A 16,693-nucleotide genomic window follows, 5' to 3' on the forward strand; every position below is an offset into this window, starting at 1 on the left:
CCCGTTATGAGCTTCTTTTATCTGTGTTTTAGGCTTAGAAATTATCCGGACTTTCCAAACGCTTCACGACCTGTACTTTCTCAGGATTATGCATTACCGCCACACCATCTTCGGCTTTTTCATCAATTAAGGCATCCGGGTTATATACGGTAATGGTTTCATTGCCGTTGGCATCTTCACCGACAATATACTGAAAACCTTTGCGGTTCATTTTATGGCACATGCGTTGATACCACCCTTTAAACCCTGCAGTTTCTTCATTCGGGTTGTAATAAAAGGCATTCATGACCGCAGGTAAACCCAGTCCGCAAACTACGCCGGAAAGTAAAACGGCAATAAAGGTATAGCCCACCAGAATACTGCTGTACTCACTGAGTTCAGGAATATTCGCGACTGCCAGAATCAAGGCAAGCGAGATTCCGCCACGTACCCCGCCCCAAGATAAAATGGCCAGACTTCCGTTATAGCTTTTATTTCGAAAACTAGGGAAAAAGGCAAATGACAGGTAATTTGCGGCAAAACGTGAAGCATGAAGAATAAAGAATGCCACAATACCGCCTAGAATCAGGCTGATGCTTAAATCCAGAATAAACAGTTCCAGGCCAATCAAGGTGAACAAGAAGGAATTGATAATTCCTTCAACGGTATGCCAGAAATGGTTGACCTCACGAATTTCACGTTCCTGTAGAATTTCCTTCCACTTATTCCCCACCACCAATCCGCCAATCACACAGGCAATGGGTGCAGAGGCATGGGCAAATAAAGCCACCAAATATGAACCACAGGCCAGCAATGCCGTGGTTAAAATCAAAGATTCCATTTCGTGTTTGCCACGAAGCAATCTTAAAATGCCCAGACCAAAGCCCCATCCAATAATCACGGCAACCACAATCTCGTAAAGCAAGGTTTGCAAAGTCCCTATAATGGTAAAATGTTCACCCTGCAATACATACAATAATGTCATGAATAAGGCGATACACATGGCATCATTAAACAGCGACTCCCCTTCCAGCTTGACCATCAGGTGATGCGGTGCACGTACCGAACTGAGAACGCCTTTAATCCCGATCGGGTCCGTAGCCCCCAGTGCAGCACCTAACAGTAAAAGTACCAGTAAATCAACATGCTTGCCGGTCAGGAATTGATAGCCATATAAAGTGACACCAAAAAAGACCGCACAAAGCACCAGTGCAATACTGGCCAAGATACTGATCGGCTTCCAGTGGCTTTTTAAATCGGACACTTTAAATTTTAAAGCGGAAGAGGTCAGAATAAAACAGATTACGCCATTAATTAAAAAGTCATAAAAATCAATATGACGGACCGCTTCTTCAATATTATGAATATTAATGGTAATAAACTGGTTACCATTGAGCAGGCTGGCCCCCCACTGCAAAATAAAAACGAAAATTGCCGAAACAATCGGTACACCAATCGCCTGCGGGAAACCTAAAATACGCTTATTAAAAATAGTTGTTGCAATTGAAAGCGCAAAAATAACTGTAAAGACTTGAAGAAAAAAGAAATTTCCCATTAAAGTTCCAATTTGAGCTATTCATTGGAATAAAGCGAATGCGTCCGACCGTTTCCAAGTAAATATTTAATTCAATAACATTTATTCACCGAATGAGTTTAACCATTTTTTCAGTGCTCTACAAAATAGTTAAGTTTTTTTACATATTTTTAGCAATGATTTAACATAGTCCAAGATCGGTCTATTTCGCATCCCTCGTTTCTTTTATTTTTCTCCCTATTCAGTTGAATTCAAGCATGTATCAAACAGTTAAAACCATATTTCGGCTTTTTTTTGCAGGGATCATTTTTCTGATTACCTTGGCTTTATTTTTAAGTGTTTTTTCAAAAAGCCAGGAAATTCTGCAAGCCGATCAAGCTTTTCAGCAAGCCAGGCAGATTTCACTCACCTCCACACCTGACAAACAACTGGTTCTGGTTTCCAATAACCAACGCCCGGATCAGGCTATTTATATTGTGATTGCCCAGAATGGTTATATTGCCAAGTTAAACTGCCAGCATTATCTGCAAGATATTTGTACCGATGCATATAACCAGTCCCATACCCGACAAATCCGGCAATTAGACCTATTAAAAATTGGTCAACAACATTATATCCAGCAAGTCAGTTATCAAGATAGCCTGACCCGGAAGCAGCAGCAGTGGTCTTATTCCAAACCGCAAATTCAGCAATTTTATCAGGCTGACATTTCAGATTTAAAATACCACCTGTTTAGCATGACCCTGTTTGCATTGGCAGCCCTGTATGTATCGATTCGAATTATCCGAAACTTTAAAAAATTTATGCATGGTTAACAAAAAAAGAGGATTTAATATCCTCTTTTTTAATACTTCATTTCCATTTAAATGGCTTGATTGAAAGTATCACAATCGTTGATATTCCCTGATTTCAAACCGGTTTCAAACCATTTCATGCGCTGCTGGCTGCTGCCATGGGTAAAGCTATCGGGTACTACCTGTCCGGTCGCACGTTTCTGTAAATAGTCATCACCAATTTTATGCGCTGCATCCATGGCTTCTTCAATATCGCCCTGCTCCAGGAACTGGGTTCGTTGCTGGTTGTGATGCGCCCAAATCCCGGCAAAACAGTCTGCCTGTAATTCCTGACGCACGGAAAGCTGATTGCCTTGCACTTCGCTCGACTGGACACGGGCTTTTTGCACTTGGGCTGAAATACCCAGTAGCGTCTGTAAATGATGGCCTACTTCATGTGCCACCACATAGGCCTGGGCAAAATCACCTGCCTGATCCTGGCGGGACAATTCTGTGCTGTTTTGCTCACCGGATATGCCCATCTGCTGACGCATATCCTTAAAGAAAGCTGTATCGATATACACTTTCTGGTCGGAAGGACAATAGAAAGGTCCCATGGCAGATTGTGCGGTACCGCAGCCCGAATCCACGATGCCATTAAACATCACCAGTTTGGGTGCGACATACTGCGCATTAAGCTGCTGCTGAAACACTTGCGACCAGGTATCTTCGGTATCCGCCAATACGGTACCGACAAAATCCATGGCTTCCTGCTGTTCCGAGGTTGGATTCTCCAGACCTCTGGTTTCAGCCGGCTGTGATTGTGATGTCACCTGCTTGGTGGCCTGATAAGCCTGTTGAGGATCGACTCCAAAAAACTTCCAGGCCACAAAAGCCACCACCAGTCCTAAAATACTGATACCACCTGCTTTAGCTCCGGCTCCACCACGACGGTCTTCCACATTGGTACTGATACGACGTCCTTTCCAGCGCATAGTGAGATTCCTTATAGTTTGCTTTCAGCTTATCTAGCAGGCCTTGGGATTATGCCTGTTTTGATTTTGGCTTAATCTTTTGAATGATTGCAATCACAATGAACACCAATAAGCCGGCGACAAAACCAATCGCCAGATTAATTAAAGTCGGAGTCACTGCACCAATAATATTGCCCATTGCAGGAAGGTGTTGTACATAATCGACAGAATCTTCGGTGAAATGATGAAACCATGGAATGGTATGGGCAATAATCCCGCCACCCACCAGGAACATGGCAATGGTTCCGACAATGGTCAAAGTTTTCATCAGCTTGGGAGCAAAAGCCAGCAAACCGCGTCCAACACTTTGTTTGAAACTCGATGCCTGGTCGGTGAGGTACAATCCCAGATCATCAATTTTGACAATCATGGCAACAAAACCATACACCCCAACCGTCATTAAAATTGCAATGGTGGAAAGCACCATGACTTTGGTACCAAAAGCGGCCGTCGCCACTGTACCCAGTGAAATGACCACAATTTCAGCCGACAAAATAAAATCGGTACGGATCGCCCCTTTGATTTTTTCTTTCTCGAACTTGGCCAAATCGCTTTCAATGGCATTGAATTCAGCTTCAGCCGCTTCCTGAGTCGTGGCTTTTTTATGCTGCAAACTGTGCAGTACTTTTTCTACCCCTTCATAACATAGAAACAGACCGCCAATCATTAATAAGGGATTGATCAGCCACGGCGCGACCACACTAATCAGCAAGGCCAGAGGCACCAGAATCAGTTTATTCACAAAAGAACCTTTGGCCACGCCCCACACCACAGGCAGTTCCCGTTCCGCACGTACGCCACTCACCTGTTGGGCATTGAGTGCCAGATCATCACCCAATACCCCTGCGGTTTTTTTTGCCGCCATTTTGCTCATGACCGCAACGTCGTCTAAAACAGTCGCAATATCATCTAATAATATTAATAAGCTGCTCGCCATTCTTGTTATCCCTAAAGTCTCTATCTTGCATTTTAAAGATAAATATTTAAAAAAACTGTATCAACATCATTAAATTGTTCTTATTTTTTCAATGATCTGTTTTTATAGTGCCTGACATTCAAAAACATTATGCCGTACAATAGCGCAATACATCAGCATATAAGTATGTAGTGTTCACTACTTTGGAATAGAGAGATAATGAGTAATCAAGACAATCGTCCTGTTATTTTGACTGGCGACCGCCCAACCGGACAACTTCATTTAGGTCATTTTGTGGGTTCTTTACGTTCACGCGTAGGTTTACAGGATTCTCACCATCAACATCTCCTTCTTGCTGATGCTCAAGCGTTAACCGACAATGCCGATAACTTTGAAAAAGTACGTCGCAACATTATTGAAGTAGCAACCGATTACTTGGCGGTGGGCATTGACCCAACCAAAACGACGATTTGTGTTCAGTCTTGCTTGCCGGCATTGAATGAACTGACCATGCTGTATCTCAACTTTGTCACCGTGTCCCGTCTGGAACGTAACCCGACCATTAAGTCTGAAATTCAGATGCGTGGCTTCGAGCGCGATATTCCGGCAGGTTTCCTGTGCTATCCGGTTGCACAAGCCGCTGACATTACCGCGTTCAAAGCAACGGTCGTTCCGGTAGGTGAAGACCAGATTCCAATGATCGAACAGACCAACGAAGTCGTGCGCCGTTTAAACCGCCAGATCGGTCACGAGATTTTACCTGAATGCAAGGCCCTGCTTTCAAATGTCGGTCGCTTACCTGGATTTGATGGTAAAGCTAAAATGTCGAAGTCTTTGGGCAATACCATTGTGCTGGATGCTTCTGACAAGGACATCAAAAAAGCTGTGAATGCCATGTATACCGATCCAAATCACTTGCGCATTGAAGATCCGGGCCAGGTGGAAGGCAACGTGGTATTTACCTATTTAGATGCTTTCGATACCAATAAAGAAGAACTGGAAGAGTTAAAAGCACATTATCGTCGTGGCGGTTTAGGCGATGGCACCGTGAAAAAACGCCTGGAAAGCATTTTAAAAGAGCTGATCGGCCCTATTCGTGAACGTCGTATGGAATTACAGAAAGACCCAGACTACATCATGGATATCTTGAAAACGGGTACGGATAAGTGCCGTGACATTACCCAGCAAACCCTGGACGAAATCAAATCAGGTTTGGGTATGTTCCATTTCTAAAGCCTGATTCATGAAAAGCCTTTCGTTGTTGAAGGGCTTTTTTATAGATGATAAATGTGCAACATGTCACACTTACTCATGGTTATTAACCTGAATTAACACAACTTTACTCAAAACATCATGAAATGACTCTGCGTTCATTTTATTATGATTCCAATGCTTAGAGCTGTCATAGTTCTAACATTCTCCTTAACCGAACTGTGCAAACAGATTCGTTGTTCTACGCAATGATCACCCCAATCATTGCGTATTTTTTTTGCCTGATTTCAGGTAAGCATGAGTTTCTATCCATAAAAAAACCCGCATGAAGCGGGTTTTTTCACATTCACAACTTATGCATGTTTATGACGCATATGCGGGAACAAAATCACGTCACGGATACTTGGTGCATTGGCAAAGATCATGACTAAACGGTCAATACCAATCCCCTCACCTGCTGTAGGAGGAAGCCCGTATTCAAGCGCTTCAATAAAGTCTGCATCATAGTGCATGGCTTCATCATCACCGGCATCTTTTTCAGCCACCTGCGCCTGGAAACGCTCTGCCTGGTCAATCGGGTCATTCAATTCCGAGAAACCATTGGCCAGCTCACGGCCACCAATGAAGAATTCAAAACGGTCCGTAATATGCGGATTTTCATCATTACGACGCGCCAATGGAGAAGTTTCCGCTGGATATTCGGTAATGAATGTCGGTTGACGCAGTTTGGTTTCAACGGTTTCTTCAAAGACGATGGTTTGAAGTTTACCCAGGCCAAAACCAGGTTTCACCTGTTCTTTCAGTTCTTCCTGAATAAATTTAGCCAGGAATTCACGGTCAGAGACATTTTCAGGCGTGAATTGCGGGTTATGCTCAAGAATGGCATCGAACATGGAAATTTTCTTGAATGGACCTTTGAAGCTATACACTTCATCACCATAAGGAACGTCAGTTGTACCCAGGATGTCTAGCGCCAGTTTCTCAAGCATATTTTCAGTTAAAGCCATCAAGTCTTTATAGTCTGCATACGCCTGATAGAATTCGATCATGGTGAATTCCGGGTTATGGCGGGTCGAAACCCCTTCGTTACGGAAGTTACGGTTAATCTCGAATACACGCTCAAAACCGCCAACCACCAAACGTTTCAGGTAAAGCTCAGGTGCAATACGCAAGAACAATGGCATGTCCAAGGCATTGTGATGGGTTTCAAATGGACGCGCAGATGCACCGCCTGGAATTACATGCATCATTGGCGTTTCCACTTCCATGAAACGCTCATTGCTTAAATAGTTACGAATACCGGAAACCACTTTGGCACGAATTTCGAAAGTTTTACGGGTTTCTTCGTTAACGATCAGGTCAAGATAACGTTTACGGTACTTCACCTCGGTATCGGTCAAGCCATGGAACTTGTCTGGAAGCGGGCGCAATGACTTGGTTAAAAGTTCAAATTTTTCAATATGGACATACAAATCACCTTTACCAGAACGGCCGATGTAGCCTTCAACGGCAATGATGTCACCCAGGTCTAAGCTCTTGATGGTTTCCAGTACTTCAGGTGCCAGTTCTTTACGTGCAACATACAGCTGGATACGGCCAGTCATGTCCTGAATCACGATGAATGAACCGCGGTTCAACATTACGCGGCCTGCAACTTTTACATAAACCTTTTCGCCAGCTTCAATTTCTTCTTTAGATTTTTCAGCGAATTGCAATTGTAAATCTTGTGCATAGTGCTCACGCTTAAACGCGTTTGGCCATGGGCTAATACCAGTTTCTTTTGCTTGGTCTTGAATCTGCTTTAACTTGGCATGACGCTGTGCAATTAAATCGTTTTCGGAAATGTGTTGTTCAGAAGTCGATTGAGCGTTATGTTGCGTCATCTCTGCCTCAAATATGTGTAAAAACGGAAGTTGCATAGCATAGCAGGTTTAGTACAAATTTCGAATGACTTATTACCCTACAAATGCACGGATTTGCTAAAACAGCTTGCTTTATTTTATCTGGCTAAGCTTCGGCAAGCTGTTTAACAATCTCAAAGCCTTTTTTAAACCCATTTTCCATCATTTCCCGATATTCCTGGGAAGTATCCACTTCCACGCTGAGTCTGGTTTTTCCATCTACCTGCTCCAGAACATATTTCTCTAAAGCACCCTTCCATTTTTTAACTTCTTCACTGTGCAAATCTTCAACACCCTTACGAAGCATACCTAAATGTTTAAAGATCACCACTTTCAACTCTTCCAGCTGCTCAATGGTAGCGACCATGCCATTATTGTCAGCATCCAGGAACAAGGTTTTACCGTTGACTTTCCAATCCGAGCGAATGCTGGAACCGGGAGAAAAATAATACGTCCATTGGCTATAGCTCTCCGGTTCCCATAACACCTGCCATACTTTTTGGGGTGTGGCTGCAATTAAAATTACATAACTTAATGTTTTCATAGCGTGGCCAACTATCCAAAACATGCTGTCCATGAAAGTAGAAAAACCATTTTTTACATCATAGCTACATTTTGTTATTGAATACTGAGTTGAACAATCACTAACACCAAGTATTTATTTTTAATAAATAATTTATTTTTAAATTAAGTTTATTAGATTGATCTGAAATACACCTTAGACCAAAAGCTAACTTCTTTATACAGCCAACTGACTTACAATGAACACAAGAAAATAGTTGAAAAGTAATCTATTTAACTGTTTCTATCTTTGTGAATAAAGAAAGTATGAATTAAAAAAATGACGACATGCCCTTTAAAAATCCTGTTTTTACATGGACTCGATTCTTCGCGTGAATCGACCAGATTCCATGCGATTGACGCCGATCATAAATATTGTATCGATGTAGATTATCGCAACCTGAATTTCCAAACCGTTGCTAATTTTTACCGGGAAACTATTGCCAAAATTCAACCGGAAATCCTGATTGGCCATAGCTTGGGTGCCTATTGGGCCCTGAAAATGTCAGCGCTCTGTAAAATTCCGGCGATTATTGCCAATCCCAGCCTGAGTCCAGACTTTCGTACAGATTATCCGCCTATTAGTGAAGATGATCTGGAACATGATATTGCACAAATTGCCTATCTGGAATTAGGCGATGAAGAACTGGATATGTATGCGGTTCAACAGCAACTTGAACCCTATATGCAGGTTCAGACCGTCGAAGGTGGGCATCATCGTTTAGCCAGTCCGGAAAATATCAATGGCCTGCTCCAGCATATGCAGACACATTTTTTGAAAAAATAAAAAAGCCTTGGAATAACCAAGGCTTTTTTTTTCAAAGGGCTTAATCAAGCAACAGCTTGTTCCGGCTGTGATTTGTTATCTAGCACAGACCAAATGTCCAAGCCCAGGTCATTATGCAAATCTGGCAAGTCCAGAAAAACACTTACCCCTAAAACCTCATGCTTGCATTTATTCACCAACTGTTTGACTGCTTTTAGCGTACCGCCAGTGGCTAGCACATCATCCACAATAATGATTTTTTGCGGTTGAACGTCAGCTGACATTTCCAGACGGTCCATACCGTATTCCAGGCTATAACCGACGCCAACAACCGGCGGCGGTAATTTTCCTGCTTTACGAACCAGCAATAAACCTTTACCCAAACGTTGTGCCAACAGACTTGCCAACACAAAACCGCGTGCTTCAACCGCAACAAAACTGTCGACTTCTGCCAATTTTTCTGCAGGAATGCTGGCAATTAAAGCTTCAGTTAATAACTCAATGTTTCCCATAAATAATGGAGTCAGGTCAAAAAAGCAGATACCTGGTTTTGGGAAATCCTGGACAGTACGAATGTTAGACCACAAAGTTGTAGACAGATTGCTCATGGGAGAAAAGTATTTAAAAAAGAATGAGTGAATTTTAACGCTTTATTAGGCCCATGACCAGTAATCGCTTACTTTTAAGGCACAATAAAAATAGTCACAAAATTATAACTTACTGATTTATTGGGTTAATTTTTTAAATAAATAATAGGTATAGATTTATCTAATCTTAGAATAACAAACACAGTCATTTTTTTCTGCACGACCTTAGTCTAAAGAGGAATGACCTGCTTTCAACAGGCGATAGCCAAAACCTTGTTTTTAGCAAAATTTTAAACTTCATGATGAACTTATATGGATTAACTTCTGCCTCTTTCCCTGTTTTAAAGACAAGTTTTGTCCTCATAAGCAATTCTGGTTTCAATTTCTGCCTTTAAACTCCGATATTCGCTTTACATTGACGATAGAACTGCGTAAAAATTTGCTTGAATATGTACATCGAAAATCATATCGATAAAGTCACACGGTATATGGAATTTTACTGATCGCACATTTTTGAAAGTCAGTATTTTGGAGAGTCAAATGAAGAAGTATCAATGCATCGTTTGTGGATGGATTTATGACGAAGCTGAAGGTTGGCCACAAGATGGTATTGTCGCGGGTACCAAATGGGAAGATATCCCGGATGACTGGACCTGCCCGGACTGTGGTGTATCAAAAGTTGATTTTGAAATGGTAGAAGTCTGATTATTGATAGCAAAGACCATAGTGAATGGTCTTTTTTTACGTCTTATAGAAACCCGTCTGGAGAATAATATGCATCCTATCGTCATCATTGGTTCTGGTATGGCCGGCTATACCGCAGCACGTGAATTTCGCAAGCTCAATCCCGAACATGAGCTGGTCATGATCTGTGCAGATGATGCGGTAAACTATGCCAAACCGACGCTTTCCAATGCTTTAGCTGGAAACAAGGCACCTGAACAAATTGCCTTGGGTGATGCATCTAAAATGGCAACCCAACTGAATATGCGTATTGAAGCACATACCTGGGTAAAAGAAATTCAAGCGGCCCAGCATCAGCTTGTTTTAGAAAAAAACGGACAACAAACAATTCAGCCTTATGCCAAGCTGGTGCTTGCGGTGGGTGCTCATCCTGTTCGCGTAGCGATTGCAGGCGATGGCAGTGATGATATTCATGTCGTCAATAATTTAGAGGACTACAAGGCATTCCGTAAGAACCTTGATCAGCATCATGATAAACGTGTGGTGATTTTAGGTGCCGGTCTGATTGGCTGTGAATTTGCCAATGACTTGCAAAACACAGACCATCAAGTGACTGTGATTGATTTGGCTCCCCAACCTTTGGGACGGTTGTTACCTACTCATGTTGCAACGTCTTTCCAGGAAAAACTTGAAGATACCGGCATTCACTTTGTTTTGGGTACTACGGTTGAAAAAGTCATCAAAGTGGAAAAAGGCGATTATCTAATCACGTTAGCCAATGGCCAGTCTGTGGTTGCCGACGTTGTACTTTCTGCGATTGGTTTACACCCAAATCTGGAGTTGGCCAAAACCGCTGACATTCATTGCAGTCGCGGTATTTTGACCAATAGTCATCTTGAAACCAACCAGGCAGATATTTATGCCATTGGGGACTGTGCCGAGGTTAATGGTTTATTGTTGCCTTATGTCATGCCAATCATGCAACAGGCGCGCGCGTTAGCGAAAACCCTGAACGGTGAAAAAACCCATGTGCATTACCCGGCAATGCCAGTTGCAGTCAAAACCCCTGCTGCACCGCTGACAGTACTTCCAGCACCTGTGGATGTTGATGTAAACTGGGAGACAGAAGAACTTGAAGATGGCATGATTGCCAAAGCTTTGGATAGCGAAAATACATTACGTGGTTTTGTCTTGTTGGGACCAAGTGCTGCCAAACAGCGTTTGAGCCTTACTAAACTGGTACCAGACTTGCTTCCTGCTGCGGTTTAAGGTTTTAACACCTAGGACATTTTTTCAGCAAAATGTCCTTTTTTAGGAAAACAATAATGAATAGCGCACTTAATTTTACGGGTTCTCCCTATACATCTTTTATGCATGAAACCAAAGTCAATTTAGGCAATGGCGTTGAACTTCATGTGGAAATGGGGGGAGATCCTGAACATCCAGCCATCATGCTGATTATGGGTTTAGGTGCGCAAATGTTGTTTTGGCCTGATTTTTTCTGCAAGTCGCTGATTGACCAAGGTTATCGCGTGATTCGTTTTGACAACCGTGATATTGGCCTGTCTTCCAAAATCCGTCACTCGGGCCCACGTCTGAACACCCTGAAATTGATGGGACGTTTTGCCTTGGGCTTACAAAATCAAGGGGCGCCATATGACTTATATGATATGGCAGAAGATGCGGCACTACTGATTGAGCGTTTGGGACTGGAAAAAGTCTCGGTGATTGGTGCTTCCATGGGGGGCATGATTGCGCAGATTCTGGCAGCCAAGCATCCACAAAAAGTCAGTAATTTAGGCCTCATGTTTACCAGTAACAATCAGCCGCTGTTACCGCCGCCTTTTCCCAAGCAGCTGCTTAGCCTGATTGGCAGACCAGAATCAACGGATGAAGAAGGCATTGTCAACCATAGCGTAAAGGTGTTTAACATTATTGGTTCTCCAGGATATATCAATCAACTGGAAATTATTCAGACTGCACGCAAATTATATCAACGAAGTTATTACCCAGCGGGTGTACTTCAACAGTTTTTAGCAATATTATGTACAGGTTCTTTGCTACAATTGGGTAAGCAAATTCAGCAACCTACCCTTGTGGTACATGGCTCTCGTGATCGTTTATTGCCACCGAGTCATGGCAAAGCAGTTGCAAAGGCAATTACTGATGCGAAGTTTGAATTAATTGATGGAATGGGGCATGATATCCCACCGCATTTTATTCCATATCTAAGCGGATTATTTGCTGATCACTTTAAATCAAAACATTAGGACACTATGGCTGCATTACCCTCTTTAAGACAGCTGTCATACCTCGTTACACTGTCTGAAACGCTGCATTTTACTGAAGCTGCGCGCCGTTCATTTGTGACCCAGTCAACTTTGTCAGGCGGGATCATGGAGTTAGAGCGCTTGCTAGGTGGAGTACTTGTTGAACGCGATCGCCAAAATGTGCGTTTAACTCCGCTTGGCGAACAGGTTGTTGCCCGAGCCCGTGTTCTATTGGCAGATGCACAAGACTTGATGCGTTTAAGTCGTGAAATGAGCGAACCCTTAACAGGTGATTTACATTTAGGGATTATTCCTACAATTGCGCCTTTTATTTTGTCTCAGCTTCTAGATGAAGTGCATAAGCAGCTTCCTAAAATTCAGCTGCACTTGCACGAAGCACAAAGTGAAAAAATTGTCGAAAAACTCGAACACGGCAATCTGGACATGATCGTGTTGGCCTTGCCTTTTGACACGCGTGGCTTAAAAGTTGCCGAAATTGCAAAAGAAAACCTGTATCTGGTTTACCATAAAGCGGATCAGAATGCCCAGAATGCCCGTAGTCTGGATGATCTGGATTTATCACGCTTAGTATTACTTGAAGAAGGTCACTGCTTACGCAACCATGTATTAAGTGCCTGCCCAATTGGTGAACGTAAAAATGATCATCGCTTAAAAGCAAGTTCATTACCAACACTGGTCGAAATGGTTTCTTCAGACCTGGGCTTTACCCTGCTTCCTGAGATTGCCATTCATACCCATATGATTAAAGCCAATTCCGATTTAGTGGTCAAATCTATCGAGGAAGCGCCCAGTCGTACTCTCGCCTTGTTGACCCGTAAAAGCACGCCATTGCAAAGCGAGTTTGATGTACTGCTGCAAATTTTGCAAAAGATCACCCAGGATCTTCATTAAAAGATTCAACTTATTAAAAGGAGCAGCTGCTCCTTTTTTTATGCTTAATGGAAGTATGCAGGCTCATTTTTCTAATGCAATACCTGATTTTTTCATAAAAAAAAGGTTTACCACCCGGATAAACCTTGTTTGAAGCAAATGGAAAAACTCTCATATGTGGATGAACGAAAAACCCATCTTCAAAGATTGCTCACTTCTGAATTGCAAAACCACTCGAAGCAAGCTTATTTTATTCAACTATTCCAGTACTTTATATCCCTGATAATAGGTATTTTATGTCTCATTCTAAAAATAAAGGTAAAAAAAATAGCTTATCCACCCAGATAAGCCATGTAAGGTAAAATATTTCCATTACTGTGATTGTAATAAAAATATTGTAGCCCTTGGAGTTGAAATAGTCTTGCCGGGTCACCCCAAACAAAAAGTGTTATTATGCTATAGCGTTAAAATCACTTTTTATATCCCTATAATTAGGTATTTTTCATTATTTATAAACATGAATAAGCTTTGAATAAAAGCAAAGAAACAAATCACAAGATAAATCATAATAAAATACTTTTTATGTAAATATTATTTATTGTACAGATACTTAAATTTACTATAATTTTATAAATTCACTAGTTTCAGGGATAGCAGTTTCCTTATTTTTATCACACAGTAACAAGATAAAATATAAAGCCACTGAGAGTACCACCTTGTGGGTGAACTAATATTACCTGTTCCTATGATGATGATCGAGGATCAACCTCTTTGTAATCAGCCATTAGAAATGATTCTTATGAGATTGGGTTATCCGAAAGAATTAATGATGAGTACCCAAAATCTAGCCGAAGCTGAAACGTGGTTGCAGCAGCATTTACCCAACCTGATTTTTATTGATGTGACAGTGGAGCCTACAGCAAAGCTTGGATTTATAAAAAAGTTAAAACACATCCATCCCGATAGCTATGTGATTGCAATATTAGCCCAACAGCAGACCGCATTACTCTTCAATGCCATTCAGTCTGGTGCACAAGGATATGTTTTTCATCATCATACGGAAGCAGAAATGCTTAATCATATTAAAAGCACCCTACGTGGAGGAGCTCCCATCCATCACGATTTAGCCCAATACATTTTGTCTCATCCAACTAAAGGTATTGAAAATAAATCCGGGCTTGAAGAAAACTCTACGCTCAGCCTAACAGCGATTGAATCTGAAATTTTAAATCTGGTCGCAGCCGGTTTAAATCCACAGCAGGTGACAGATCAAACCCATATTCCGCTGTATAAAATTGAAGGCAATATTAAAAATATCTACAGAAAAATTGCCAGTTTAGACTCTTAACTTTTAAATTTAGGATGATTGATCCGGAATAATGTATGAGTAAATCAATCACCTCAAGGAGTCCTCGGACTCCTTGAGGTGATATAAAAGACACTGTTCCGGATTATTTGATCAGCTCTAATAATATACGCTGTGCATTATGTGCTTCTTGCCCTTCCGCAACCTGAGCACGTAACCAGGTACCATCACTTTGCAGTAACCACGCTTGCTGGTTATCTTTTAAATAATTCAGCAAACCTTGCTGGTAAATGCGTTTTTTCAATGCCGCATCTTCAATCGGGAAGCAGGCTTCGACACGATTGAACAGGTTTCGGTCCATCCAGTCTGCACTTGAACAGTAAATCCGGCTATCTCCTCCGTTCAAGAAGTAATAGACACGGGTATGCTCAAGGAAACGTCCAACGATGGAACGGACCCGGATATTTTCAGATAGGCCAGGCAAACCGGGACGCAGGCAGCAGATCGAACGGATAATCAGATCAATTTGTACGCCGGCTTGAGAGGCTTCATATAATTTATTGATCAGTTGCATTTCCGTTAAGGCATTCACCTTGACAATAATTTGCGCAGGTTTACCGGCTTTGGCATTGGCAATTTCATCATCAATGAAATTAATCAGCTGGGTATGCAGGGTGAAAGGTGCATGCAATAACTTTTTCAGTTTTGCCATTTTCCCCATACCGGTTAATTCCTGGAAAATGCGGTGCACATCTTCACAAAGCTCTTTGTCCGTGGTCAGCAAACCATAGTCGGTATAAATACGGGCATTGCCGGCATGGTAGTTGCCAGTACCCAAATGTACATAACGCACCAGCTTGTTGTTTTCACGGCGTACCACCAGAATCATTTTGGCATGCGTCTTATAACCGACAATGCCATACACCACCACTGCTCCGGCTTCTTGCAGCACATTCGCGACAGCAATGTTGGATTCTTCATCAAAACGGGCACGCAGTTCAATTACCGCCGTCACTTCCTTGCCGTTGCGCGCCGCTTCCGCCAAGACCTGAACAATTTCAGAGTCCGGACCACTTCGGTATAGCGTTTGCTTGATGGCTAAAACTTGCGGATCACGTGCAGCTTCACGCAGTAAATTAATGACCGGGGCAAAAGACTCAAACGGATGATGGAGTAAAATATCCTGCTTCTGCATGGCAGAAAAAATATTTTCAGATTTTTTCAGCACTTTCGGAATCACCGGCGTATGCGAATCATAACGTAAATGCGGGCGCTTAAAATTGGACAACAATCGCGCCAAGTTAACCGGGCCATCGACCTTGTACAGTTGCTCTTCTTCCAGATCGAACTCATCCAGCAAATAGTCATAGATATGTTTCGGGCAATTATGGGTCACTTCCAGACGTACCGCACGACCAAAACGACGCGAATTCAGTTCCCCTTTCAGGGCTTTGGCCAAGTCTTCCACATCTTCGTTTAAGGCCAGATCGGCATTTCGGGTCACGCGGAACTGGTAACAGCCGGTTGCCGTCATGCCCGGGAACAGGTCTGAAACATGTTCATGAATAATGGCAGACAACATCACATGATGCTCTTTCCCCCCGGTGAGTTCATCCGGCAAACGCACGACACGGGGCAATGAACGCGGTGCAGGTACCACAGCCAGATCAATCTGACGGCCAAAAGCATCTTTACCTTCCAGGGTCACAATAAAGTTGAGGCTTTTGTTGACCAGACGCGGGAACGGATGTGCCGGATCAAGGCTGATCGGTGTCAGTACCGGCGCCACCTGCTCCTGAAAATACTTTTTCACCCAGGCTGACTGTGCAGGTGTCAGTTCGCCACGGCGCAAGAAACAGATATCTTCTTCACGCAATTTAGGCAAAATTTGTTCATTTAAAATGCGGTACTGACGCTCAATTGCCTCATGCGTGGTTTTGGAAATGATCTCCAGCACCTGTTTAGGGGTTAAACCGTCCGGGCTATGGCTTTCATTGCCTAAATCCAGTTGCTCCATCATCCCCGCAACACGAATTTCAAAAAATTCATCCAGATTACGGGAAAAAATAAGCAGAAAATTCATCCGCTCAAGCAAAGGATGCAAAGGATCGACCGCTTGCTCCAACACGCGCAAATGGAAGTCGAGAATAGAAAGCTCACGATTAATGTAGCGATCATTATATGCGTATTCTATTTGCGTCGGAGTCGTATTAGCAGCCGTATTCATACCTAACCTGTAATTGTTCGAAAGTAGCCTGTATCTTCATAAGTATGCTTCA

At 42.5% G+C, this 16,693-nt stretch carries 15 protein-coding genes; 8 read left to right on the plus strand and 7 right to left on the minus strand.

Annotated elements, in window-relative coordinates; all coding sequences use genetic code 11:
- Positions 1-34: 34 nt before the first annotated feature.
- The gene (locus E0H88_RS13195) at positions 35-1,534 is read right to left on the minus strand and encodes a cation:proton antiporter (protein ID WP_092818719.1); all 1,500 of its coding nucleotides are present in this window, start codon (positions 1,532-1,534) and stop codon (positions 35-37) included.
- 236 nt (positions 1,535-1,770) lie between these two features.
- Between E0H88_RS13195 and E0H88_RS13200 the strand changes: the two genes are divergently transcribed.
- Positions 1,771-2,328 carry a hypothetical protein gene (locus tag E0H88_RS13200; protein WP_131274510.1) on the plus strand — a complete coding sequence of 186 codons (558 nt, stop codon included), beginning with the start codon at positions 1,771-1,773 and terminating at the stop codon, positions 2,326-2,328.
- A 47-nt stretch (positions 2,329-2,375) separates the two neighbouring features.
- Here E0H88_RS13200 and ypfJ read toward each other — a convergent pair whose 3' ends face one another.
- Positions 2,376-3,281, minus strand: a complete 906-nt coding sequence (ypfJ, locus tag E0H88_RS13205) for a KPN_02809 family neutral zinc metallopeptidase (RefSeq protein ID WP_131274511.1) — start codon at positions 3,279-3,281, stop codon at positions 2,376-2,378.
- A gap of 49 nt (positions 3,282-3,330) precedes the next feature.
- Positions 3,331-4,257 carry a DUF808 domain-containing protein gene (locus E0H88_RS13210; protein WP_131274512.1) on the minus strand — a complete coding sequence of 309 codons (927 nt, stop codon included), beginning with the start codon at positions 4,255-4,257 and terminating at the stop codon, positions 3,331-3,333.
- Between the two features lie 198 nt (positions 4,258-4,455).
- Here E0H88_RS13210 and trpS point away from each other — a divergent pair, with 198 nt between their 5' ends.
- Positions 4,456-5,469, plus strand: a complete 1,014-nt coding sequence (gene trpS, locus E0H88_RS13215; RefSeq protein ID WP_092818723.1) for a tryptophan--tRNA ligase — start codon at positions 4,456-4,458, stop codon at positions 5,467-5,469.
- Between the two features lie 332 nt (positions 5,470-5,801).
- Here the strand turns inward: trpS and lysS are convergent, their stop codons facing one another.
- Both lysS and E0H88_RS13225 read right to left on the minus strand, forming a co-directional pair.
- A complete protein-coding gene (gene lysS, locus E0H88_RS13220; protein ID WP_131274513.1) occupies positions 5,802-7,331 on the minus strand; it encodes a lysine--tRNA ligase in 1,530 nt (509 codons plus the stop codon).
- 124 nt (positions 7,332-7,455) lie between these two features.
- On the minus strand, positions 7,456-7,893 hold the full coding sequence (locus E0H88_RS13225; protein WP_131274514.1) for an SRPBCC family protein: 438 nt from the start codon (positions 7,891-7,893) through the stop codon (positions 7,456-7,458).
- A 297-nt stretch (positions 7,894-8,190) separates the two neighbouring features.
- On the opposite strand from E0H88_RS13225, the gene E0H88_RS13230 reads away from it, so the two are divergent.
- A complete protein-coding gene (locus tag E0H88_RS13230) occupies positions 8,191-8,697 on the plus strand; it encodes a YqiA/YcfP family alpha/beta fold hydrolase (protein WP_092818726.1) in 507 nt (168 codons plus the stop codon).
- Between the two features lie 44 nt (positions 8,698-8,741).
- Here E0H88_RS13230 and E0H88_RS13235 read toward each other — a convergent pair whose 3' ends face one another.
- The gene (locus tag E0H88_RS13235; RefSeq protein ID WP_092818727.1) at positions 8,742-9,284 is read right to left on the minus strand and encodes an adenine phosphoribosyltransferase; all 543 of its coding nucleotides are present in this window, start codon (positions 9,282-9,284) and stop codon (positions 8,742-8,744) included.
- A 519-nt stretch (positions 9,285-9,803) separates the two neighbouring features.
- Here E0H88_RS13235 and rubA point away from each other — a divergent pair.
- The 5 genes from rubA to E0H88_RS13260 all read left to right on the plus strand — a co-directional run bounded on the left by rubA (position 9,804) and on the right by E0H88_RS13260 (position 14,456).
- A complete protein-coding gene (gene rubA / locus E0H88_RS13240) occupies positions 9,804-9,968 on the plus strand; it encodes a rubredoxin RubA (protein ID WP_086195931.1) in 165 nt (54 codons plus the stop codon).
- A 69-nt stretch (positions 9,969-10,037) separates the two neighbouring features.
- The gene (locus tag E0H88_RS13245) at positions 10,038-11,216 is read left to right on the plus strand and encodes an NAD(P)/FAD-dependent oxidoreductase (protein WP_131274515.1); all 1,179 of its coding nucleotides are present in this window, start codon (positions 10,038-10,040) and stop codon (positions 11,214-11,216) included.
- Positions 11,217-11,272: 56 nt separating this feature from the next.
- A complete protein-coding gene (estB, locus tag E0H88_RS13250; protein ID WP_092818729.1) occupies positions 11,273-12,217 on the plus strand; it encodes an esterase EstB in 945 nt (314 codons plus the stop codon).
- A 6-nt stretch (positions 12,218-12,223) separates the two neighbouring features.
- Positions 12,224-13,129, plus strand: coding sequence for a LysR family transcriptional regulator OxyR (gene oxyR, locus E0H88_RS13255; RefSeq protein ID WP_092818730.1), 906 nt, complete (start codon positions 12,224-12,226; stop codon positions 13,127-13,129).
- Positions 13,130-13,826: 697 nt separating this feature from the next.
- Positions 13,827-14,456 carry a response regulator gene (locus tag E0H88_RS13260; protein WP_131274516.1) on the plus strand — a complete coding sequence of 210 codons (630 nt, stop codon included), beginning with the start codon at positions 13,827-13,829 and terminating at the stop codon, positions 14,454-14,456.
- Positions 14,457-14,559: 103 nt separating this feature from the next.
- Here the strand turns inward: E0H88_RS13260 and ppk1 are convergent, their stop codons facing one another.
- Positions 14,560-16,641 carry a polyphosphate kinase 1 gene (gene ppk1, locus E0H88_RS13265; protein WP_131274517.1) on the minus strand — a complete coding sequence of 694 codons (2,082 nt, stop codon included), beginning with the start codon at positions 16,639-16,641 and terminating at the stop codon, positions 14,560-14,562.
- Positions 16,642-16,693: the final 52 nt, after the last annotated feature.

This window comes from Acinetobacter sp. ANC 4216 (genome assembly GCF_004331195.1).
In the GTDB taxonomy this organism is placed as follows: Bacteria; Pseudomonadota; Gammaproteobacteria; order Pseudomonadales; family Moraxellaceae; genus Acinetobacter; species Acinetobacter kookii.

Bases quoted from the DNA above. Each gene is read 5' to 3' on its own strand.
- E0H88_RS13195 (WP_092818719.1), bottom strand. From the start codon at position 1,534: ATGGGAAATTTCTTTTTTCTTCAAGTCTTTACAGTTATTTTTGCGCTT.
- E0H88_RS13200 (WP_131274510.1), top strand. From the start codon at position 1,771: ATGTATCAAACAGTTAAAACCATATTTCGGCTTTTTTTTGCAGGGATC.
- ypfJ (WP_131274511.1), bottom strand. From the start codon at position 3,281: ATGCGCTGGAAAGGACGTCGTATCAGTACCAATGTGGAAGACCGTCGT.
- E0H88_RS13210 (WP_131274512.1), bottom strand. From the start codon at position 4,257: ATGGCGAGCAGCTTATTAATATTATTAGATGATATTGCGACTGTTTTA.
- trpS (WP_092818723.1), top strand. From the start codon at position 4,456: ATGAGTAATCAAGACAATCGTCCTGTTATTTTGACTGGCGACCGCCCA.
- lysS (WP_131274513.1), bottom strand. From the start codon at position 7,331: ATGACGCAACATAACGCTCAATCGACTTCTGAACAACACATTTCCGAA.
- E0H88_RS13225 (WP_131274514.1), bottom strand. From the start codon at position 7,893: ATGAAAACATTAAGTTATGTAATTTTAATTGCAGCCACACCCCAAAAA.
- E0H88_RS13230 (WP_092818726.1), top strand. From the start codon at position 8,191: ATGACGACATGCCCTTTAAAAATCCTGTTTTTACATGGACTCGATTCT.
- E0H88_RS13235 (WP_092818727.1), bottom strand. From the start codon at position 9,284: ATGAGCAATCTGTCTACAACTTTGTGGTCTAACATTCGTACTGTCCAG.
- rubA (WP_086195931.1), top strand. From the start codon at position 9,804: ATGAAGAAGTATCAATGCATCGTTTGTGGATGGATTTATGACGAAGCT.
- E0H88_RS13245 (WP_131274515.1), top strand. From the start codon at position 10,038: ATGCATCCTATCGTCATCATTGGTTCTGGTATGGCCGGCTATACCGCA.
- estB (WP_092818729.1), top strand. From the start codon at position 11,273: ATGAATAGCGCACTTAATTTTACGGGTTCTCCCTATACATCTTTTATG.
- oxyR (WP_092818730.1), top strand. From the start codon at position 12,224: ATGGCTGCATTACCCTCTTTAAGACAGCTGTCATACCTCGTTACACTG.
- ppk1 (WP_131274517.1), bottom strand. From the start codon at position 16,641: ATGAATACGGCTGCTAATACGACTCCGACGCAAATAGAATACGCATAT.